This is a genomic window from Sphingomonas sp. R-74633 (assembly GCF_013416555.1).
Lineage (GTDB): Bacteria > Pseudomonadota > Alphaproteobacteria > Sphingomonadales > Sphingomonadaceae > Sphingomonas.
Genome location: NZ_JACCFG010000006.1, coordinates 170,300 through 191,001 on the forward strand (window position 1 = coordinate 170,300; position 20,702 = coordinate 191,001).

18 protein-coding genes are annotated in these 20,702 nt (G+C 66.9%); 7 read left to right on the top strand and 11 right to left on the bottom strand.

Annotation, left to right across the window (positions count from 1 at the left end):
- Positions 1 to 260: 260 nt before the first annotated feature.
- From HZY97_RS19495 to HZY97_RS19505, 3 genes are all read left to right on the top strand, one after another.
- Positions 261 to 1,295, top strand: a complete 1,035-nt coding sequence (locus tag HZY97_RS19495; protein WP_180147760.1) for a transferrin-binding protein-like solute binding protein — start codon at positions 261 to 263, stop codon at positions 1,293 to 1,295.
- A 163-nt stretch (positions 1,296 to 1,458) separates the two neighbouring features.
- On the top strand, positions 1,459 to 3,579 hold the full coding sequence (locus HZY97_RS19500) for a hypothetical protein (RefSeq protein ID WP_180147761.1): 2,121 nt from the start codon (positions 1,459 to 1,461) through the stop codon (positions 3,577 to 3,579).
- Positions 3,580 to 3,667: 88 nt separating this feature from the next.
- Positions 3,668 to 5,233 carry an alkaline phosphatase D family protein gene (locus HZY97_RS19505; protein ID WP_180147762.1) on the top strand — a complete coding sequence of 522 codons (1,566 nt, stop codon included), beginning with the start codon at positions 3,668 to 3,670 and terminating at the stop codon, positions 5,231 to 5,233.
- 48 nt (positions 5,234 to 5,281) lie between these two features.
- Here the strand turns inward: HZY97_RS19505 and HZY97_RS19510 are convergent, their stop codons facing one another.
- The 7 genes from HZY97_RS19510 to HZY97_RS19540 form a co-directional block, all read right to left on the bottom strand.
- On the bottom strand, positions 5,282 to 6,580 hold the full coding sequence (locus tag HZY97_RS19510) for a glycoside hydrolase family 2 (RefSeq protein ID WP_180147763.1): 1,299 nt from the start codon (positions 6,578 to 6,580) through the stop codon (positions 5,282 to 5,284).
- 33 nt (positions 6,581 to 6,613) lie between these two features.
- Positions 6,614 to 7,183: an aminoacyl-tRNA hydrolase gene (pth, locus tag HZY97_RS19515; RefSeq protein ID WP_180147764.1), complete on the bottom strand. Its 570-nt coding sequence runs from the start codon at positions 7,181 to 7,183 to the stop codon at positions 6,614 to 6,616.
- Between the two features lie 83 nt (positions 7,184 to 7,266).
- Positions 7,267 to 7,908 (bottom strand): 50S ribosomal protein L25/general stress protein Ctc, encoded by a 642-nt coding sequence (locus tag HZY97_RS19520; protein WP_180147765.1) that lies wholly within the window; start codon positions 7,906 to 7,908, stop codon positions 7,267 to 7,269.
- A gap of 317 nt (positions 7,909 to 8,225) precedes the next feature.
- Positions 8,226 to 8,720, bottom strand: coding sequence for an SRPBCC domain-containing protein (locus HZY97_RS19525; RefSeq protein ID WP_180147766.1), 495 nt, complete (start codon positions 8,718 to 8,720; stop codon positions 8,226 to 8,228).
- A complete protein-coding gene (locus tag HZY97_RS19530; RefSeq protein WP_180147767.1) occupies positions 8,717 to 9,049 on the bottom strand; it encodes a helix-turn-helix transcriptional regulator in 333 nt (110 codons plus the stop codon). The genes HZY97_RS19525 and HZY97_RS19530 overlap by 4 nt, the downstream gene beginning before the upstream one ends.
- Positions 9,050 to 9,163: 114 nt before the next feature.
- Positions 9,164 to 10,048: a TraB/GumN family protein gene (locus HZY97_RS19535; protein ID WP_373684445.1), complete on the bottom strand. Its 885-nt coding sequence runs from the start codon at positions 10,046 to 10,048 to the stop codon at positions 9,164 to 9,166.
- Positions 10,045 to 11,079, bottom strand: coding sequence for a TraB/GumN family protein (locus HZY97_RS19540; RefSeq protein WP_180147768.1), 1,035 nt, complete (start codon positions 11,077 to 11,079; stop codon positions 10,045 to 10,047). Before HZY97_RS19540 ends, HZY97_RS19535 begins: the two co-directional genes overlap by 4 nt.
- A 112-nt stretch (positions 11,080 to 11,191) precedes the next feature.
- Here HZY97_RS19540 and HZY97_RS19545 point away from each other — a divergent pair, with 112 nt between their 5' ends.
- The 4 genes from HZY97_RS19545 (at position 11,192) to HZY97_RS19560 (ending at position 17,537) form a co-directional block, all read left to right on the top strand.
- The gene (locus HZY97_RS19545; protein WP_180148004.1) at positions 11,192 to 12,058 is read left to right on the top strand and encodes a glycine--tRNA ligase subunit alpha; all 867 of its coding nucleotides are present in this window, start codon (positions 11,192 to 11,194) and stop codon (positions 12,056 to 12,058) included.
- The gene (glyS, locus tag HZY97_RS19550) at positions 12,055 to 14,097 is read left to right on the top strand and encodes a glycine--tRNA ligase subunit beta (RefSeq protein WP_180147769.1); all 2,043 of its coding nucleotides are present in this window, start codon (positions 12,055 to 12,057) and stop codon (positions 14,095 to 14,097) included. The genes HZY97_RS19545 and glyS overlap by 4 nt, the downstream gene beginning before the upstream one ends.
- Before the next feature lie 270 nt (positions 14,098 to 14,367).
- Positions 14,368 to 17,028 carry a pyruvate, phosphate dikinase gene (gene ppdK / locus HZY97_RS19555; protein WP_180147770.1) on the top strand — a complete coding sequence of 887 codons (2,661 nt, stop codon included), beginning with the start codon at positions 14,368 to 14,370 and terminating at the stop codon, positions 17,026 to 17,028.
- Entirely contained in the window at positions 17,025 to 17,537 is a 513-nt protein-coding gene (locus HZY97_RS19560; RefSeq protein WP_373684446.1) for a hypothetical protein, read from the top strand. Before ppdK ends, HZY97_RS19560 begins: the two co-directional genes overlap by 4 nt.
- Before the next feature lie 48 nt (positions 17,538 to 17,585).
- Here HZY97_RS19560 and HZY97_RS19565 read toward each other — a convergent pair whose 3' ends face one another.
- The 4 genes from HZY97_RS19565 to HZY97_RS19580 all read right to left on the bottom strand — a co-directional run bounded on the left by HZY97_RS19565 (position 17,586) and on the right by HZY97_RS19580 (position 20,675).
- Entirely contained in the window at positions 17,586 to 18,092 is a 507-nt protein-coding gene (locus HZY97_RS19565) for a hypothetical protein (protein ID WP_180147771.1), read from the bottom strand.
- 12 nt (positions 18,093 to 18,104) lie between these two features.
- Complete coding sequence (locus HZY97_RS19570; RefSeq protein ID WP_180147772.1) at positions 18,105 to 18,623, bottom strand: hypothetical protein; 519 nt, start codon at positions 18,621 to 18,623, stop codon at positions 18,105 to 18,107.
- Between the two features lie 68 nt (positions 18,624 to 18,691).
- Entirely contained in the window at positions 18,692 to 19,690 is a 999-nt protein-coding gene (locus tag HZY97_RS19575; protein WP_180147773.1) for a type II secretion system F family protein, read from the bottom strand.
- 4 nt (positions 19,691 to 19,694) lie between these two features.
- Complete coding sequence (locus tag HZY97_RS19580) at positions 19,695 to 20,675, bottom strand: type II secretion system F family protein (protein WP_180147774.1); 981 nt, start codon at positions 20,673 to 20,675, stop codon at positions 19,695 to 19,697.
- Positions 20,676 to 20,702: the final 27 nt, after the last annotated feature.

Sequence of the window (20,702 nt, forward strand, 5' to 3'; positions counted from 1 at the left end):
CCTGTGCCAAATGGTCTGGAAAAGGCGCCCGATAGAGGCAAAGTGCCGGCATTGCCAGTATGGGTTGCGGGAAGGGCCGATCGGCTCCGTCCCCGTTGCAGCAGAGGAGGAGCGTTGCGGTGCGGCGTTTCGCCTTCTAAGGCCCTCAAAGTGCCGTATTGGACCGGGATGACCCGGTACGCGTGGCTTGACTGAGGGCCGTTCATCTGGGGTACAGGGGCCAGCCCTTTCGGTGCCCGCGTGTTTTTGAGGAGCAGGGAATGATTCGCCGTCACATGTTCATGAGCGCGCTTGCCGCGACGGTTGCGCTGTCGGGCTGCGGTGGCGGCAACGATTCGACCGCGACTCCGACGCCGACCGCTACGCCGACGCCGACGCCCACTGCGTCGCCTACCTATGCGAGCTTCCCGCTGACTGCGCCGGCCGAGTTCAACACCTTCAGCGCCGCGACCAGCTACACCGGCGATCCGGCGACCAGCGCAGTCACCCTCGGCGCCGCCAGCACCGAGACGCTGTCGACCCGCGTGCGCCTCGCCACCGACACGGCGATCGCCACCGGCACCTATGTGCTGCACGAGAACACCGAGGAGTCGCGCTTCTGCGTGCCGACCGGCCAGACCTGCACCGCGACGCTCGTCGCCAATGCGATCCCGGCCAACCCCGAGTTCATCTTCCGCACCGACGACACCACCACTGCGGGCAAGTTCGCGCAGGGTGAATTCCTCAACAACGTCGTCACCGCTAGCACGACCGTGACGCCGAACGTCGGCCCGACCAGCAACACCGCGCTGGCGCTCAGCCGCGTCAGCTACGCCAATTGGTGGCGCGGCGATTCGACCGCGGGCCAGAAGCGCCTGACCTACAGCACCTGGGGCTTCTCGACCGCCTATAGCGACATGCCGGCCACCGGCACCGTCGCCTACAGCACGCTGACCGTCACCGGCCGCCTGGTCAGCACCGTCGGCGCGACCACGGTGATCAACAAGGTCACCGGCACCGTGACGATGAGCGTGAACTTCGCCACCGGCACGGTCGATTCGGTGCTGACGCTCTCGACCATCCCGGCCGGCGGCGGCGCCGCGGTCGCCTATGGCACCTTCACTGCGCAGGGCGCGATCCCGGTCGGCCAGAACCAGTGGACCGGCAGCTTCACCACCGGCAGCCCGCTCTCGGGCACGCTGGCGGGCGGCTTCTTCGGGTCGCAGGGCGAGCAGGTCGGCACGGTCTTCTCGGCCTCGGGGACCTTCGGCGGCGCCCAGCAGCGCCTGATCGGCGTGGTCGTCGGCAAGAAGTAAGCGCTTCTTCGCAAGAACAGGGACAGGGGCTCCGGTTCGCCGGGGCCCTTTTTCTTTGTAGTTAACATCGCGCTCGGCGTCTTTTGTCCTGATCGCCCCCTTTTTTTCTCAACCACCCCTCCAGTATTTGGGCGCTCGATCAGGTTCGGGTGGAGGGGCGAGTATGCGTATGTTGGGGACCGGGACGACGGCGCGGTTGAGCTGCGCCATGCTGCTCGCCAGCCTGGCCGGCTGCAGCGGCGGCAGCGGCGGCGGGTCCGATGGCGGCGGCGTGGTGAGCGCGCCCGAGGCGCCAACCCCCACGCCTTCGCCCACGCCAACCCCGTCCTCGACGCCGACCCCGCCGCCCACCGGCGCGGTCATCGCCCCGCTCGGCCTGCCGCGGATCATCATGCTGGACGATACGCTGCTGACCAGCCTGAAGAACCAGCTCGCGGCGAACGCGCCGGCGGCGGTGCGCTTCAAGCAGTCGGTCGATCTCCAGGTCGCCAACAGCAATGTCTACGGGATGGAGCCCTGGCACGTCGCGCTGATGGGCCAGGTCACCGGCATGGCGAGCTACTGCACCTATGCGGTCGCGAAGACCGACGCCTACGTCGCGAGCGAAGAAGCGCTGATCGCAGCCAGCAAGACCCCGGTCGTGGCGGGCGATTCCTATCTCGAGGTCGGCGGCTATATCGGCAACATGGCGATGGTCTATGACTGGTGCCGCTCCAGCATGACCACTGCCCAGCGCACCCGCTGGAAGGATTTCGGCAACCAGGCGGTGTGGAACGTCTGGAACCCCGCCAAGGCCAAATGGGGCACGCGCACCGTCGCCTGGTCGGGCTGGTCGGTCGATAATCCGAGCAACAATTATTATTACTCGTTCCTCCGCGCGACGATGCTGCTCGGCCTCGCCACGTACGGCGAGAACGACATGGCCGGTGGCTGGCTCACCCAGTTCCGCACGACCAAGATCGAGAACCAGCTGATCCCGACCTTCAATGCCGACCTGACCGGCGGCGGCTCGCGTGAGGGCACCGGCTACGGCGTCGCGATGAAGGATCTGTTCGAGCTCTATGACTGGTGGGAGCGCTCGACCGGCGAGCGCCTCGCCAGCCGCACCCCGCACACGCTCGCCTCGCTGCCGTGGATGGTCCACGCGATCGTGCCGACGCTCGACCGGATCACGCCGACCGGCGACCATGCCCGCGATTCGCAGGCGCTGCTGTTCGACTATCACCGCGACTATCTGCAAAAGCTCGCGACGCTCTATCCGGGCGAGCGCATCTCGGGCGTGGTCAAGACGCTGCTCGGCCAGTCCTCGGTCCCGGCGATGACGCAGCATTTCATGCGCTATTCGGACTATCTCTACGGCCTCACCGCGATCACCGCGCGGCCACTGACCGAGCTTTCCACCGCTTATTGGGGCGCCGGCACCGGCAGCTTCTCGATGCGCAGCGACTGGACCACCACCGCCGCCTACGCCAACTTCATCTGCGGGCCGTACACTGAAAGCCACGCGCATCAGGACCGCGGCAGCTTCGTGCTCTTCAAGGGCAACTGGCTGGCGTACGACGCCAATCTCGACAGCCATTCGGGCCTGTCGCAGGCCCAGGCCTATCACAACACCGTCCGCTTCGAGACGAGCACCGGCGGCACGATCGGCCAGGCCTTCGACGCCTCCTGCAACATGGCCGCGCTCGCCAACACGCCGAACTGGACCTATGCGCTCGCCGACATCTCGCCGATGTACAAAAGCGGCGTGACCAAATCCGAGCGCGAGTTCGTCTTCATCAAGCCGGCCACGTTCGTGGTCTATGACCGCGCCCAGACCAGCGACGCCAATGCCCGGCGCATCTTCACGATGAACTTCCCCAAGGCGCCGACGATCAGCGGCAATCTGCTCAGCCTCGTCCTCGGCGCCAACCGCCTCGACATGCGCCGCATCGTCCCCGCAGGCGGCACCCCGGCCACGACCTTGTGGAAGACCGTCAACAGCACCGACTTCGTCGCGAGCACCACCTCGGCCCGCGTCGACCTGGTCGAGACCGGCGCCGGCGGCCGCTCGGAATTCCTCAACGTGATCGGGCTCGATGGTTCGGTGAGCCAGGCGGTGTCCTCGGACGCGGCGGGCCAGACCGGCACCACGATCACCCTCGCCGACGGCCGTACGGTGACGCTGCGCTTCAACCAGAACAGCCGCGGCGGGACGATCGAGATCAAGTCCGCCGGCGGCGCGGTGCTCGAATCGCGTGCGCTGCCGACCACGGTGGAGGCGCCGCCGATCTACGCCAATTGATCGGGCTCCGGCAGGGTTTCTACCAATATCGCGCCTGGGGCAGGCGTGGGAAATGCTGCGCGGACCCGTCGCTGCTGCGAGATGCGCTATGCCCGATCGAGAAAGCCCCGCCCCGGCAAGCCCGGCGGAGGAGTGGCGGGCAGGGGACCTCCGGCACATCCTCCCCACGGCGAACCACAACCGCTTCCTGCTCAAGGCCTCGTTCGAGCGCACCCGTGCGCAGGCACCGCTGCTCGCGATCGACGGCCGCGCCGTTGCGGGGATCAGGACCGATGTCGACGGGCGCTTCTGGCGCTTCGATGCCGATGGCCTGCAGCCGGACACCGCCTATACGCTGCAATTGACCGAGGCCGACGGCACGCCGATCACCGCGGGCTGGCCGCTCAGGACCTTCCCCGATCCCGCCGCCCGGCCCAAATCGCTGCGCATCCTCTCCTATACCTGTGCCGGCGGGCATGACGGGGCGCTGCTCAAGGGCAAGACGGTGTTCCTGAACATGCCGGCGCGGCGGCGCCTGCTCGCGCGGGGCATGTCGTACCGGCCCGATGTAGTGATCGCCAATGGCGACCAGATCTACTGGGACCTGACCACCACTTATCAGGAAATGGACCCGGATTATCTCCGCCGGGAAATCTGGGAGAAAATCGGCAAGCTCGATACCAGCATGCCGATGATGCACGGGGCGAACGCGCCGATCTTCATGCGCGTCTGCGATGCCCAGATCGCGGGACTCTATGGCAATGCGCTGCGCTCGACCCCGGTATTCTTCGTCACCGACGACCACGACTTTTTCGACAATGACGAATATACCGCGAAGCAGGTGACGCTGCCGCCGGATTCCTATGGCATCCCCGGCGCCGAGCAGACCCAGCACATGTATTATCCCGAGTTCCTGCCCGACGCGAACCGCCCGGCCTGGCTGCCCGGCGGTGACAAGGCGGGGCTGCCGCCCGGCACCAACATGTGCTTCGGCACGCTGCGCTACGGCGCGCTGGTCGAAGCGGTGTTCTATGATTGCCGGCGCTATGTGAACTATAAGGGCGATCACGCGATGATCGTGCCGCAATGGGTCGAGGACTGGCTGATCGCGCGCACCGCGGCCGAGGACACCACCCATTTCTTCCATGTCCCCTCGCTCCCCTTCGCTTATTCCTCGGGCAAGCTCGGCGACTGGTATCCTGATTTCCTCGACAAGGAATCGGGGCAGATGGTGCTGCACAAGGCGAAGGCCGGCTGGCAGCGCGGCTGGTTCGGCCAGCACCAGCGGCTGATCGCGGCGATGGCCGCGCAGACGAAGCGCGTGCCGGTGATCATTCAGGGCGATTTCCACGCGACCGCCGCCGGCAGCATGTATCGCAGCGGCGAGTTCAATCGCCTCGCCGCGCATATCCATGTCGTGCTCACCGGCACGCTCGCGACCGGCGATCACGCCTTTCCGTCGTCGTTCCGCGCGATCGAATCCAAGCCGTCGCAGCTGGTCGGCATGCACCAGGCCGTGCCGATCACCGAGAAGAACGGCTTTTCGATCATCGACATCGACGCGGACCGGATCGTCTTCCGCCTGTTCACCTGGCGCCCGCCGCAGGACCTTGCGGAGATCGACACGATGGCGCCCGCCTTCGAATATGTCGTCGAGCGGGGCGCGAGCGGTTAGCGCCTGCTACCGCCGCGCCCTCTTCAACGGAGCCTGTAGCTGGTTCCGCTAGGCCCGCACAGCCGCCCGGTCCGGGCCGTCCAGCGTCCGTACGACCAGCACGGCCAGCAGCGGAATCAGCGCGGCATAGAGATATTGCGTCCGCGAAACGCCGATGCCGAACGGGAACCAGATCCCCGGCACGCCGATCGGATCGAGCAGCTCGTCGCCGAAGAAGCAGACGGTGATCAGCGCCAGCGCGATCGGTGCCAGCACCCGCATCGGCCCGCCGCGCACGATTCGCGTGCCGATCAGGACGAAGAGCGCGATCGAGCCCCACCGGCTGATGCTGGCCAGGCTCGCCAGATGCGCGGTGGCGCCGGCCACCTGCGCGGCCAGGATCGCAAGCGCCGCACCGTCCAGGATCCGCCACGCCGGCTTGTGCCAGCGATTCCAGGCCAGCGCCCAGGCGGTCACCATCGGCATCCACATATATTTCGCCAGCAGCGAATAGGTCGGCAGGTCCATCATATCGGTCCATGCGACCAGCGCATTGTTGAACCGGCGGGCCGCCATCAGCGCCAGCGCGATGCCCGCAAAGGCCAGGAAGCCGCGCTGGCTGCTCCGCGGCCGGCACCACAGGATCAGCCCGACGAGCGCGAGCATCGCCAGCGGCTCGACTGCATCGACGACATAGCCGGCGATCGTCCGCTCCCATTGCGCGCGGTGCAGCCCGTCGGCGACCGGACGCGGCGCCAGGATCGGCGCGGCGTGGAGGCCGCCTGCGTCGCCGCCGGGGCCGGGGCGGGGCAACATGAAGGTGCGGATCGCAAGCACGCCGCGCGTCCCTGCCGCGCCGGCGGGGAGGGCAAAGCGCAGCGGCCGGGTGCCGACGACGCGCGGGTGCTCGCCGATCCGCCCCGAGCCGCCGAGCAGCTGCCCGTTCCAATAGAGCTCGTAGCCGTCCTCGACGAGGGTGGGCCCCAATATGTCCCAGGACGCGCCCCCGGCGGGTACGTCCACCGCCCGCCGATACCAGGCATGGCCGGAATAGCCGGCATGGCCCTGCGTCATCCAGCCGCCGACATAGTCGGGCAGGCCGACATCGCCGTCATGGCTGCCGGGCCGCGCCGTCAGGTCGATCGTCCCCCAGCCGCCATCGCCGGTGCGGGGATCGGCCCAGCGCGGATCGTCGCCGGTGCGGAAGCGCCAGCTGCCATCAAGCAGCGTCGCTGCGGCGCGCAGCGCGGGGGGATCGGCCCGGCCGCCGCGTGCGAGGTCGGCGATCAGCAGTGCCAGGGTCAGCACGGTCGCCAGCAGGATCCCGAGGAGCAATCGGCGCTGCGTGGTGTCGATGGCCATCCTCATCCCGCTTCTCTTCCGTTCCCTGCCGGTGTGCCCCTAGTCCTGCAGCCTTACCGCCACGTCGCTCATGAACCGCGCATCGTCGCCCGCCGCCAGCCAAGGCGCCTCCGCCGCGATCGCGCCCAGCATGTCGGCCAGCGGGTCGAGCTCCGACTTCGCGTAATTGCCCAGCACATAGCCGTGCACCCGGTCCTTGTGCCCGGGATGGCCGATGCCGATCCGCACGCGGCGGAAGTCGGGGCCGATATGCGCGTCGGTCGAGCGCAGGCCATTATGCCCGGCGGTGCCGCCGCCGCGCTTCACCTTGACCTTCATCGGCACCAGGTCGAGCTCGTCGTGGAACAGCGTCACGTCTTCCGGCGCGAGCTTGTAGAAATCCATCGCCGCGCGGACCGAACGGCCGCTCTCGTTCATATACGTGCCCGGCTTGAGCAGCAGGATCTTTGCATTGCCCACCCGGCCTTCGCGCACCCAGCCCTGGAACTGCTTCTTCTCGGGCGTGAATCCATAGGTCTCGGCAATGGCGTCCACTGCCATGAAGCCCACATTGTGGCGGTGCATCGCATATTGCGGGCCCGGATTGCCCAGGCCGACCCACAGCTGCATCTCAATTCCTGCTCAAACGAAAATCGCCTCCGCACCATGGGGCGCGGAGGCGATTTTTTGAACCGTGAAGTTCGAGGGGACGATTACTCGCCCGCTTCCTCGCCCTCGGCGGCTGCTTCGGGCTCTTCGGCCGCTTCGGTCGTCGCGGTGTCGCCATCGCTCGACTTGAGCGCCGACGGCGCAACGACCGTGGCGATCGTGAAGTCGCGGTCGGTGATCGCCGAAGTCGCGCCCTTCGGCAGGGTCACTGCCGAGATATGGAGCGAATCGCCGACTTCGAGGCCCTTGAGCGAGATGGTGATCTCGCTGGGGATCTCGGCCGCGTCGACCACGAGGTCGAGCTCGTGACGGACGATGTTGAGCACGCCGCCGCGCTTGATGCCGGGCGCCAGCTCTTCGTCAGCGAAGACGATCGGCACGTTCACGTGCACGGTGGCGTGCTCGCTGATGCGCAGGAAGTCGGCATGGATCGGGCGATCCGTGACGGGGTCGAAAGCCACGTCCTTGGGCAGGGTGCGCTCGCCATTGATCATGACGACCGAATTGAAGAAGTGCCCGGTCATCAGCAGACGATGAAGCTCGCGCTCCTCGACATGGATGCCCTGCGGGTCCTGCTTGTTGCCGTAGATTACGGCGGGGACGCGGCCATTACGACGAAGCTCGCGGGAGGCTCCCTTGCCAACCTGCTCGCGCGTCTCGGCCGACAGCGTAAGCGTATCGCTCATGTGTCGTTCCAATCGCTAAAGAGTTCAGTTCACCGGCCAGGCCTCCAGGGATGACCCTGGCACGGAACGCGGGCGCATAACGGGAGTGGGTGGGAAAAGCAAGGGAAGAGGAGGGGGAGTGTCACCCCGCACCCTAAATCGTCATCCCCGCGAAGGCGGGGATCCAGAGTCGCGAAGGACAAAGCCTTGTTACCCTGGATCCCCCCCTGCGCGGGGATGACGGACTGGCCACCAAAACCCATGCCTGCCTCCATACCCTATGGACGGCAAAGCGAGCAGGGTCCGCCATTCGCGGGAATGGCGCTTGTTACACCGCGTTACACCAGCTCGGGCAGCACCGCTTCCAGCTTCTCGAAGCTCTGGTTCCAGCCCTCGCGCATCCCCGAAAGCGCCGGCAGCAGCGCGTCGCTGGCCTGCAGCACCACCGTGGTCATGTGCATGTGCGTGCCACCTTCGGGGGCGTCGGTGAATTGCATCGTGGTGCGGTGCTCGATCCCCCAGCTGCCGTCGGGCGCACCGAAGGCGCGAAGAATCATGACCAGAGTGTCTGGACGATCGACCACTTCATACTCGCCGTGGACTTCGTTGATGCCGTACGGCTCGGGCCCGCGCATATCGAGGCGGATCTTGCCGCCCGGCCGCGCGTCGCTCTCGGCCAGCGGCACGTCGAAATGATGCGGGCCCCACCAGCGGGCGAGATGCTCGGCCTTGGTCATGCAGTCGAACACCAGCTCGCGCGGCGCCTTGAAGGTGCGGTCGATCGTCACTTCATAGCCGACACCGAGTTCAGTCCCAAGGTCACTTGCTGTCATTGGTCCTCTCCGTTCTTTTGAATTTCAGCGAGATAGGCATCCAGGTCGTCGAACTTGGCGTCCCAGAAACGGCGATATTCGGCGATCCAGTCGCTCGCGGCCTTGAGCGCGGCGGGCTCCAGCTTTGCAGGGCGCTGCTGCGCGATCCGGCTGCGCGAGATCAGCCCGGCATGTTCGAGCACCTTGAGATGCTTGGTCACCGCCGGTCCGCTGATCGCGAAGGGCTGGGCGAGCTCGCCCACGCTCGTCTCCCCCAAAGCCAGCCGCGCCAGGATCGCGCGTCGGGTAGGGTCGGCCAGAGCGGCGAAGGTGTTGCTGAGCGGGTCCATGTATCTAACTCATCAGTTATTTAACCGATTAGCTATATATGAGTCGGCGCAGAGTCAAGCCACCGCGTGAACTTCGCCAACTTGGGTGTACGGAACGTGCAGGGCCCAGGCGTGCTAGTAGCGAACCCGCTCGGCCTTCAGCCCGCGCTTGGCCAGCTCGGCCTGCACGCTGGCGCTCCCCGCCAGATGCCCGGCTCCCACCGCGAGGAACACCGTGCCAGGCTGTTGCATTCGCTTGGAAATCCAGTCCGCCCAATTGCGGTTGCGGCGGATCAGCAGCGCCTCGCTGACCTCTGGAGAAGACGCCATGTCGGCATTGACCAGCGCCGCCAGCCCATCGGCATCGCCCTTGCGCCAGGCGCTCACCGCCTGGTCGATCTTGCTCCCCGCCTGAGGCAAGTCATCGATCGTCTCGATCAGCAGCTTGCGCTGGGCGGGGAGGGGCAGGGCATCGAAATAGCCGAGCTGCTGGCGGGCGGTCTCGAGCCCCTCGATCTTCTTGCCCGCGGCCTTGGCGGCATCGGTCAGGATCAGCTCGGCGCCCTGCTTGTCGTCATAGCCGAGCTGCCGCAGCGGCAGCACCGACAGCATCGTCGCCGCCAGCCAGGGATCGCTATTGTCGAGCGCATCGGGGGAGAGGCCATATTCGGGCAAGGCCGCGCGCATCTTGGCCGCCTCCACCGGCGGCAGCTCGTCGGGCAGCGGCTTGCCGGGGGCGTGGGTGCCGAGGTCCGAGACGATCTTCTGCATCTCGGCATCGGGCGGCATCACCAGCTCGAGCACCAAAGTGTCGGAGGCATCGAAGGCCTTTTTCACCCCGTCGTCGAACCAGCTCAGCCCCGGCTTGAGCACATGGACGGTGCCGAACAGGTAGATGGTCGTGTCGGCATCCTTGACCACCCACAAGGCGGGATCGGCGGCCGTCTCCGATACGGGCTTGGCGCCGCCGCATCCCCATAAAGCGAGCGCGAGCAGGGCCGGCAGCAGGCGGCGGATCACTGGACGCGCTCGACCTTGAGGCCGCGCTTGCCGAGCAGGTCGATCACCGATCCCGGCCCGACGAAATGCCCGGCGCCGGCCGCGAACAACGTGGTGCCGCGCCGGGTCTTCAGCCGGTCGATCAGGCTCACCACCCAGGCGGCATTGCGCTCGGCGAGCAGCGGATCGGCCATCGCGCCGTCGGGATCGAAGGCATTGGCCTGGATGAAAAGCGGCGAATCGTCACCCACCTCGCCCCGGGCAAAGGCATGCGCCGCGGCATCCAGATCGTCATGCGTCCGCGCCGGCGAGAGGATCGCCGCCTCGAGCATCAGCCGCTGCGCAGCCTCGGGCACTTCGCCGATATTGCGCATCACCTGGTTGCTGTCCTCGATCGCTTCCACCGGCCGGCCGGTAGCGCGGAACTGCTTCTCCAGCCAGTCGTCGGCGCCCTGGCTGGGCATGTCGCCGGCGACGAGGTCCTTGATATAGCCGATCCCCATCGCCGCGACCCAGCTCGGCATCTTGTCCATCTGCGCCACCAGCTCGGGCGGCAGCGCCCCCTGCATTTCGGCCAGCTGGGAGCGGCTGCGGTGCGAGACGCGTTCGATCAGCGGCGGCAGGCTGGCGTCGGTGGGCAGCCCGCCCATGAAGTCTTTCGACTGATCCTCCTCCTCGGTCGATTCGAGCAGCAGCGTGTCGGCCCGGACGATCACCCCTTCCAACCCCGGATTGCGCCAGCGAAAGCCGGGCGGCAGGCTGTGGACCGTGCCGAACAGATAGATGGTCGTGTCCGCGTCCGAGATCTTCCAGATCGCCGGGTGCACCTCATAGGGCTGCGAGGCGGCGACCCGCGCCTTTTCCGCCCGCAGCCGCTCGGCGAAACCGGCATCGTCCCCCGGCAGCACCCGCGCGCCGCCCAGGCTGAGCGCGTCGTCGGGGGCGGTAGCGGCATAGGGCAGGCGCGGGCTAAGTCCGGGCACGCCTTGCGCCACCGCGGCGCCGGCAACTGCCAGGCCGATCGCCGCGAGGCCAAGGCCGATTCTTCCCATAATCGAAACGAACCCCAAGCCCTTACCCAAGTCAACGGCGGTGCAGCATTGACCGGCAGGAGGCGAGACGCCAAAGCGCGGGGCTATGGCCGAGCCTCTTAGCTTCCAGCGCATGATCCTCACGCTCCATGATTATTGGGCGGCACGGGGCTGCGTGATCCTCCAGCCCTATGACATGCGCATGGGTGCGGGCACCTTCCACCCGGCGACGACGCTGCGCGCCCTCGGCCCCGAGCCGTGGAACGCCGCCTTCGTCCAGCCCTGCCGCCGCCCGACCGACGGCCGCTATGGCGAGAACCCGAACCGGCTCCAGCATTATTACCAATATCAGGTGATCCTGAAGCCGAGCCCGTCGGACCTGCAGAACCTCTATCTCGGCTCGCTCGCCGCGATCGGCATCGACTTCACCAAGCACGACATCCGCTTCGTCGAGGACGATTGGGAGAGCCCGACGCTCGGCGCCTGGGGCCTGGGCTGGGAAGTCTGGTGCGACGGCATGGAAGTCACCCAGTTCACTTATTTCCAGCAGATGGGCGGCTTTGACTGCAAGCCCGTCGCCGGCGAGCTCACCTACGGGCTCGAGCGGCTGGCGATGTACATCCAGAATGTCGACAGCGTGTACGACCTCGCCTTCAACGAGAGCGGGGTCTCGTACGGCGACGTGTTTCTCGAGAACGAGAAGCAGATGTCGAAGTACAACTTCGAAGTCGCCGACACCGACACGCTGTTCGAAGGCTTCCGCAAGGCGGTGGCCGAATGCGAGAACTGCCTGACCAACAATGTCCCCATCGCCGCCTATGAGCAGGCGATCGAGGCCAGCCACCTGTTCAACCTGCTCCAGGCCCGCGGTGTGATCTCCGTCGCCGAGCGCCAGGCCTATATCGGCCGCGTCCGCGACCTGGCCAAGGGCAGCTGCGAGGCGTGGATCCAGCATATGACGCCCAGCTGGCAAGCCAAATACCCGGAGTGGACGGTATGAGCGGCGTGACCGAAGACTTCCTGCTCGAACTCCGCTCCGAGGAAATTCCCGCCCGCATGCAGGAAAAGGCGCGCGCCGATCTGGCCGGCCTGTTCGAGAGCCGCCTCAAGGCACTCAACCTGCCCTTCGAGCGCATCGAGAGCTACGCCACGCCCCGCCGCCTCGCGCTGATCGTCCGCGGCGTCGCCGCGATGACCGCGGCCTCCAGCGAGGAGCGCAAGGGGCCCCGCGCCGATGCACCCGCCCAGGCAATCGAGGGCTTCCTGCGCTCGACCGGCCTCACCCGAGAGCAGCTCGTCGAGCGTGACGATGGCAAGGGCGGCAAGGTCCTGTTCGCCGTGGTCGACCGCCCCGGCATCGCCGCGGGCTCGGTGCTCGCCAGCGCGATCACCCATGTCATCACCGCTTTCCCGTGGCCCAAGTCGATGCGCTGGGGCGAGGCTTCGTCTTCGACCGAGAGCCTGCGCTGGGTGCGTCCGCTCCAGGGCATCATCGCGCTGCTCGGCGACAAGCTGGTGCCGGTCGAGATCGCCGGCGTGAAGAGCGCCTCGGTCACCGTCGGCCACCGCTTCCACCATCCCGGCGGGATCACGATCGGCTCGGCCGCGGATTACATCGAGAAGCTGCGCCTCTGCCACGTTATCGTCGACGGTGCCGAGCGCCGCGCGATCATCGCGGTCGGCGCCAAGCTGGCCGCGCAAAAGGCCGGCCTGACGCTGATCGAGGATGACGGCCTGCTCTACGAGAATGCCGGCCTCACCGAATGGCCGATGCCGTTGCTCGGCCGCTTCGACGAAGCCTTTCTCGACGTCCCGCCCGAAGTGATCCAGCTCACCGCGCGCGTGAACCAGAAGTATTTCGTGTGCCGTGATAGCGCCGGCAAGCTCGCCAACGCGTTCGTCTGCGTGTCGAACATCGATGCGGCGGACGGCGGCGAGAAGATCGTCGAGGGCAACCAGAAGGTCCTCGCCGCGCGGTTGAGCGACGCGCGCTTCTTCTACGAGACCGATCTCAAAACCCGGCTCGAGGAGCTGACCCCCAAGCTCGAGAAGATCGTCTTCCACGAGCAACTCGGCACTGTCGCCGACAAGGTCGAGCGCGTTGCCAAGTTGGCAGAATGGCTTGCAAGCGAAGGCATCGTGCCGAATTGCGATCCCAAGCTCGCGCGTCGTGCTGCGGAGCTGGCCAAGGCTGATCTCGTCACCGGCATGGTCGGCGAATTCCCCGAACTCCAGGGCCTGATGGGTGGCTATTATGCCGCCGCCCAAGGCGAGCCAGCAGCGGTCGCCGAAGCAGTGCGCGATCACTACAAGCCGGTCGGGCAGGGCGACGATGTCCCCACCGCGCCAGTTACGGTAGCGGTGTCGCTGGCGGACAAGCTCGACAGCATCACCCAGTTCTTCGCCGTCGATCTGAAGCCGAGCGGCTCGAAGGACCCCTTCGCGCTGCGTCGCTCGGCGATCGGCGTGCTTGCGCTGATCCTCGACAATGAATTGCGCTTCCCGCTCGGCAAGTCGATCAACAAGGATGTGCTGGATTTCTTCGCTGACCGCCTCAAGGTCCAGCAGAAGGAAGCCGGCGTCCGCCATGACCTGATCGACGCGGTGTTCGCGCTTGGCGGCGAAGACGATCTCGTCCGGCTGCTCGCGCGGGTGAAGGCGCTCCAGTCCTTCGTTACCTCGGAGGACGGCAAGAACCTGCTCGCCGGTTACAAGCGCGCCGCCAATATCCTCAAGAAGGAGGAATGGGCGCCGGGCGAAGTCGCCGACAACGAGATCTACGAAGCCGAGCCCGCCGAGGCGGCGCTGCGCGAAGCGCTCGATGCCGCGGAGCCCAAGGCAGAAGCGGCGGTCGAGGCCGAGGATTTCGAAGCCGCGATGGCCGCGCTCGCCACGCTGCGCGGGCCGATCGATGCGTTCTTCGAGTCCGTCACGGTCGTCGATCCGGACGAGTTCAAGCGCGAGATGCGGCTCCAGCTGCTCGGCCGCATCCGCGATGCGGTGAACAACGTCGCCGATTTCTCCAAGATCGAGGGCTGATCTCGGCGGTCATCGCTTAGCTGCTCCCCGGCGAAAGCCGGGGCCCAGAGCCAAGCAGCGCATCGCCAGATAACCCTGGGCCCCGGCTTTCGCCGGGGAGCGGCATCCAAATACTTGGCGCGGAACGAAATATCAGATTTATCTGTAGTAACCGGTGTCGCGCCGACTTGTCCCCAGCCCAAGCAAATCTTGCCCTCTGACAACGTAGTCAGCGGCTTTCCCCTTGTTCGCACCTGCGGTAGGCGGCCCCAAGCGCAAGAAGGGTTTTCGATGACGCAATATGTCTACCGCTTCGGCGGGGGTGTGTCCGATGGCGGCCAGGGCGACAAGAACCTGCTCGGTGGCAAGGGTGCCAATCTCGACGGCATGGCCGGTATCGGCCTGCCGGTGCCTCCGGGTTTCACGATCAGCACGCCGATGTGCGCGGTCTATTATGACCAGGGCGGGACCTTCCCGGACAGCGTGAAGGCCGAAGTCGCGAACGGCATCGCGCATATCGAGGGGATCACCGGCAAGAAGTTCGGCGACGCTACCGATCCGCTGCTCGTCTCGGTCCGCTCCGGCGCGCGCGCGTCGATGCCCGGCATGATGGACACGGTGCTCAACCTCGGCCTCAACGACACCACCGTCGTCGGCCTCGCCACGATCAGCGGTGACGAGCGTTTCGCCTGGGACAGCTATCGCCGCTTCATCCAGATGTATTCGGACGTCGTCCTCGAGCTCGATCACGGCCGCTTCGAGGAAGCGCTGGAGATTGCCAAGGAAGACCGCGGCTACAGCCTCGACACCGAGCTTTCGGCCAAGGACTGGCAGGCGCTCGTCGCCGAGTATAAGTCGATCGTTGAGGAACTGTGGGGCAAGCCCTTCCCGCAGGACGTGCACGACCAGCTCTGGGGCGCGATCGGCGCGGTGTTCGGCTCGTGGCAGTCCGAGCGCGCCAAGGTCTATCGCCGGTTGAACGACATCCCCGGCGACTGGGGCACCGCAGTCAACGTCCAGGCGATGGTGTTCGGCAATATGGGCGACACCTCGGCGACCGGCGTGGCGTTCACCCGCGATCCCTCGACCGGCGAGAACGCCTATTATGGCGAGTTCCTGATCAACGCGCAGGGCGAGGACGTTGTCGCCGGCATCCGCACGCCGCAGTACCTGACCAGGGCCGCCCGCGAAAAGGCCGGCGCCAAGCCTGCCTCGATGGAAGAGGCGATGCCCGAGGTGTATGCGCAGCTCGCCGCCGTCTTCGAGACGCTCGAGAAGCATTACCGCGACATGCAGGACATCGAGTTCACCGTCGAGCGCGGCAAGCTGTGGATGCTCCAGACCCGCTCGGGCAAGCGCACCGCCAAGGCCGCGCTCAAGATCGCGGTCGACATGGCGAGCGAGGGGCTGATCACGCAGGAGGAGGCGATCCTGCGCGTCGATCCGCAGGCGCTCGACCAGCTGCTCCACCCGACGCTCGATCCCAAGGCGGCGCGCGATGTGCTGACCAAGGGGCTGCCGGCATCGCCGGGCGCGGCCTCCGGCATTGCGGTGTTCGACAGCGACACCGCCGAGAAGCGCGCGGGCAATGGCGAGGCAGTGATCCTGGTCCGCGTCGAGACCTCGCCGGAGGATATCCACGGCATGCACGCTGCCAAGGGCATCCTGACGGCGCGCGGCGGCATGACCAGCCACGCCGCGGTCGTTGCGCGCGGCATGGGGCGCCCCTGCGTCTCCGGTGCCGGCACGCTGGCGATCGTCGCCAAGGAAAAGCTGTTCCGCGTCGGCAGCCGCGAAGTGCGCGAGGGTGACCTGATCACGATCGACGGCACCACCGGCGAAGTGATGTTCGGCGAAGTGCCGACCGTGCAGCCCGAGCTGTCGGGCGATTTCGGCACGCTGATGGTCTGGGCCGATGCCAAGCGTCGCCTCAAGGTGCGCACCAATGCCGAGACGCCGCTCGATTGCCGCACCGCGCGCGATTTCGGCGCCGAGGGCATCGGGCTGTGCCGCACCGAGCACATGTTCTTCGAGCAGTCGCGCATCACCGCGGTGCGCGAGATGATCCTCGCGGCGGACGAGAAGGGCCGCCGCGCCGCGCTCGACAAGCTGCTTCCCGAGCAGCGCAGCGATTTCATCGAGATTTTCGAAGTGATGGCCGGGCTGCCCTGCACGATCCGCCTGCTCGATCCGCCGCTCCACGAGTTCCTGCCGCACGAGGAAGCCGAGTTCGCCGAAGTGGCGGCCGCTGCGGGCCTCGATGTCGAGACGCTCAAGCGCCGCGCGGCCGAGCTGCACGAGTTCAACCCGATGCTCGGCCATCGCGGCTGCCGCCTCGGCGTCACCTATCCCGAGATCTACGAGATGCAGGCCCGCGCGATCTTCGAGGCAGCGGTTGCCGTTGCCGAGAAGTCGGGGGCGGCGCCGGTACCCGAAGTGATGATCCCGCTGGTGGCCACTGCCAAGGAGCTCAGCCTGATGAAGGCCGTGGTCGACAAGGCCGCCGAGGCGGTGTTCGCCGAGAAGGGCCGGCGGATCGAGTATCTGGTCGGCACGATGATCGAACTGCCCCGCGCCGCACTGCGTGCCGGCGATATCGCCGAGGTCGGCGCCTTCTTCTCGTTCGGCACGAACGACCTGACCCAGACGACGCTCGGTGTCTCGCGCGACGACGCCGCCCGCTTCCTCACCACCTATGTGGAGAAGGGCATCTACGCCAAGGACCCGTTCGTCAGTCTCGATGTCGAAGGGGTGGGCGAACTGATCGCGATCGCCGCCGAGCGCGGCCGCAAGACGCGGCCCGACATCAAGCTCGGCATCTGCGGCGAGCATGGCGGCGATCCGGCGAGCATCGCGTTTTGCGAGGAAACCGGGCTCGATTACGTCTCGGCCTCGCCCTACCGCGTGCCGATTGCGCGGCTGGCAGCGGCACAGGCGGCGCTCAAGGCGTGATCCTGGCGGCGCTGCTGCTTGCCCAGGCGGACCCGGCGGAGGATCTCCGCCGGGTGCTTGTGGCGGCCCGCAGTGCCACCGCCGTGCTCCAGCGCCGCTGCGCGCATCCTATCCGCGCCGAGGTGGATCGGGTGCAGAAGCCCGCAACGCCCGAGCAGCGCGCGCATCTGGAGGTCGGCCCGGCCGAGCCGGTCGTCTATCGCAGCGTCGCGCTCAAATGCGGCGCGGTATCGGTCTCGATCGCGGAGAATTGGTATGTTCCCGCGCGGCTCACGCCCGCGATGAACGCCGCGCTGGCCGGTGACGCGCCCTTCGGCGCGGTGATCCGCCCGCTCGCGCCCAGTCGCCGCACGCTCGGCATCGCCACCCAGCGCGAGGACAGATCGGTCGCCCCCTATGTCGTGCGACAGCGCGCGCTCGTCCTAGACGGGCAGGGCCACCCGCTTTCCGAAGTGATCGAGAATTACACGCCCGTGCTGCTCTGCCTCCCGGTGCAGCCGAGCCCCTAGAAGCTTCGCTCGAGCAGCTTCGCCGAACAGCAGCGTCGCGATGTCGGCCTAGCCGAACTTCTCGCCATGCTCGCGCTCGTTGCCGGCGCGCAGCAACGCGGCCTGCTCGCGCCAGCCCTGTTCGCCGATCGTGCCGGCCGGCGCGCCCAGCCGCTGCTCGAGCGCGGCCTCGTCGTCGGGGGCGAGCTTCTCGATCTCGCGATAGGTCTTGATGCCCAGTTCGTTGAGCCGCTTCTCGCGCGCCTCGTCGATGCCCTTGATCCGCGCGAGATTGTCGCGTCCCCAGCCAAACCAGCCGCGCCAGGCGCCACCGGCAGGCTCGTCGACCGGCACCGGGGCAGGAGCCTGGCTGCGCGCGCCCTTCAGCTCGCGCTCCAGTTCGCGGATGCGGCTCTCCGCCTCGTCGCGGTAGCGCGCATGCTCGAGTTCCTCGTCCTGATAGCGTTCGCGCCACTTGGCGCCGCCCGACCGGCTCGCCAGCCCCAGGAACCAGCCGCCGACAAGCGTCAGCGCCAGCGCCGCAAACTGGGTGCCGGTCTCGAACGGAAGCGCCATGGCTGCGCGGCCCTAGTGACTATGCTCGGGGTGCGCCGGCTCGGCATGCACCGGCTCCACATGCGCAACCTCGGCATGGGCGGGCTCGGCGTGCGCGACTTCAGCAGGTGCCGGCTCGGTATGCGCCACTGCGGCGGGAGCAGGCTCGACATGCGCGGGTTCGGCATGCGCCGGCTCGGCGTGATGCTCTTCCACGGCATGGGTCACGACCGCGCCGGCCACGGCGCCGGCAACCGCGGCCGCAGCCACCGTGGCGGTCGAATGGCCTTCGGACTCGGCGGGCGCGGCGACCGGTGCGCCGGCCTTCAGCTTCGCATTCTCGGCCTCGAGATCGCGGATGCGGCGACCGGCTTCGCGCAGATCGGATTCCGCCCGATCGCGATAGCCGGCATTCTCCATATCCTCTTCAAAGTAGCGCTCGCGCCATTTGCGGCCGCCGCTATGGCTGGCAAGCCCAAGGAACCAGCCGGCGATCAGCGTCAGGCCCAGGCCTGCAAACTGCGTGATCGTCTGGAACGGCAAATCATGCATCGAGTCGACCTCCCCTAAGTCTGGCGGGAGGCTAACCCGCCAGGGAGGCACGCGCCACCGCGAAATGGTTACTTGATCAGCGCGTCGTTGATCGAGCAGGCCGCCGGGCCGAGAATGACGATGAACAGCACCGGCAGGATGAACAGGATCAGCGGCACGGTCATGATCGCGGGCAGGCGGGCTGCCTTTTCCTCGGCGCGCATCATGCGCTCGTTGCGGAACTCGGCCGAGAGCACGCGCAGCGCCGAAGCGAGCGGGGTGCCGTATTTCTCGGTCTGGATCATGGTGGTGACCACGCCGCGGATCGCATCGAGGTTGATGCGCGCGGCGAGATTCTCGAAAGCCTGGCGGCGGTCGCTCAGGAAGCCCAGCTCGATCGCGGTGAGCTGGAACTCCTCGCCCAGCTCCGGATAAGCCTTGGTCAGCTCCTTCGAGACGCGCGCGAAGGCGGCGTCCACGGTGAGTCCCGCTTCGGCACAGATCACCAGCAGGTCGAGCGCGTCGGGCAGGCCCTTGCGGATCGCGTGGCTGCGCTTGGTGATCTTGTTCTTCAAATAGAGATCCGGCGCCTTGTAGGCGAGGATGAAGGTGCCCGCGACCAGGCCATAGGCCTTCATCGGGCTCCAGTCGGAGAACATGCTGGTGCCATAGACCATGTACAGCATCGGCCCGCCGAGCACGATCGGCAGGACGAGACGGCCGAAGATCACCGCGACCGCGAATTCCTTGCGGCGGATACCGGCCTGGAGCAGCTTGGTCTGCGCGACCTTGACCTGGCTGTCCTGCAGCACCTTCATCGAGGAGAGCAGCGAACGGATCCGGTCGGTGGTCTCGTTCTTCTGGACCAGCTTGGCGCGGCGCTTCGAGGTGGAGGCGGTGATGCCCGCCTTCAGCTGCTCGCGGCGCTCGTTGAGCGACTTGACGCGCTTGGCCATCGGATCGCGCACCGTGGTGGCGGCATAGATTGCCAGCATCACGGCGAGCGCGGCAACGGCCGAGAGGATCGTCGCGACCCAGAGGACGTCGACACCCATCACCGTGGGACCGGAAGGAGGAGCTCCGTTCATCGCATCAGATCTCGAAATTGACCATCTTGGCCATGATGAAGGCGCCCAGGCCCATCCAGATCAGCCCGCCGCCGCCGGCGATCATCAGGCGCTGATCCTGGAAGAAGTTCATCATGTAGCCGTTGTTGATGAACCAGACGAGGCTGAACACGATGAAGGGCAACGAGCCGACGATCAGCGCCGACGCCTTGGATTCCGACGACATCGCCTTGATCTTGAGCTTCATCTGGCTGCGCTTGCGCAGCACGTCGGCCAGGTTCGCCAGCGTTTCGGCCAGGTTGCCGCCGGTCTCGCGCTGGATCTGGATGGTGATCGTGAAGAACTGGAATTCGGGCGTGCCGAGCCGGTCCGCAGTCTCCTGCAGCGCGGCGTCGAGCGACTTGCCGATCTTCATCTTGTCGCTCACCGAGCGGAATTCCTCGCCCACCGGCCCGTTGATCTCCTGGCCGACGACACCGATGGTCTCGGTGATCGGCAGGCCCGAGCGCAGGCCGCGCACCAGCAGCTCGATCGCGTCGGGGAATTTGGCGGTGAATTTGGCGATGCGGCGCTTGATGAAGAAGCCGACGATGAAATGCGGCAGGCCGAGGCCGAGGAACGCGCCGAGGGCGATCCCGAGCAGGATCGGCAGGCCCTGGGACAGCATCAGGAGGATGGGCACCAGGAACAGCCCGGCCGAGACCATCATGTACCTGCCGAGCGTCCAGTTCTTGCCGGTCATGTTCAGGCGCTTCTGGAGCAGCGCCGGATTGGGCAGGAACCGCGCGGCGGTAAGGTCCATCTTGGTCGCGCGGGCCGTGGCGACCCGGCGCAGCTGCGCTTCCATCGCATTGGTGCCGGCGGCGCTCACGACATGGCGTTCGCGAAGCGTCTTCACGCGGCGCGCGCCTGCGCTTGCCGCCGACGGGCCGACAAAGGCCAGTCCCAGCATCATGAGCACCAGAAAGGCGCCTCCTGCGAGCATCATTGTCGGCAGCATGTCCACGCCGCACCGTCTCCGAACTAAAGGCCT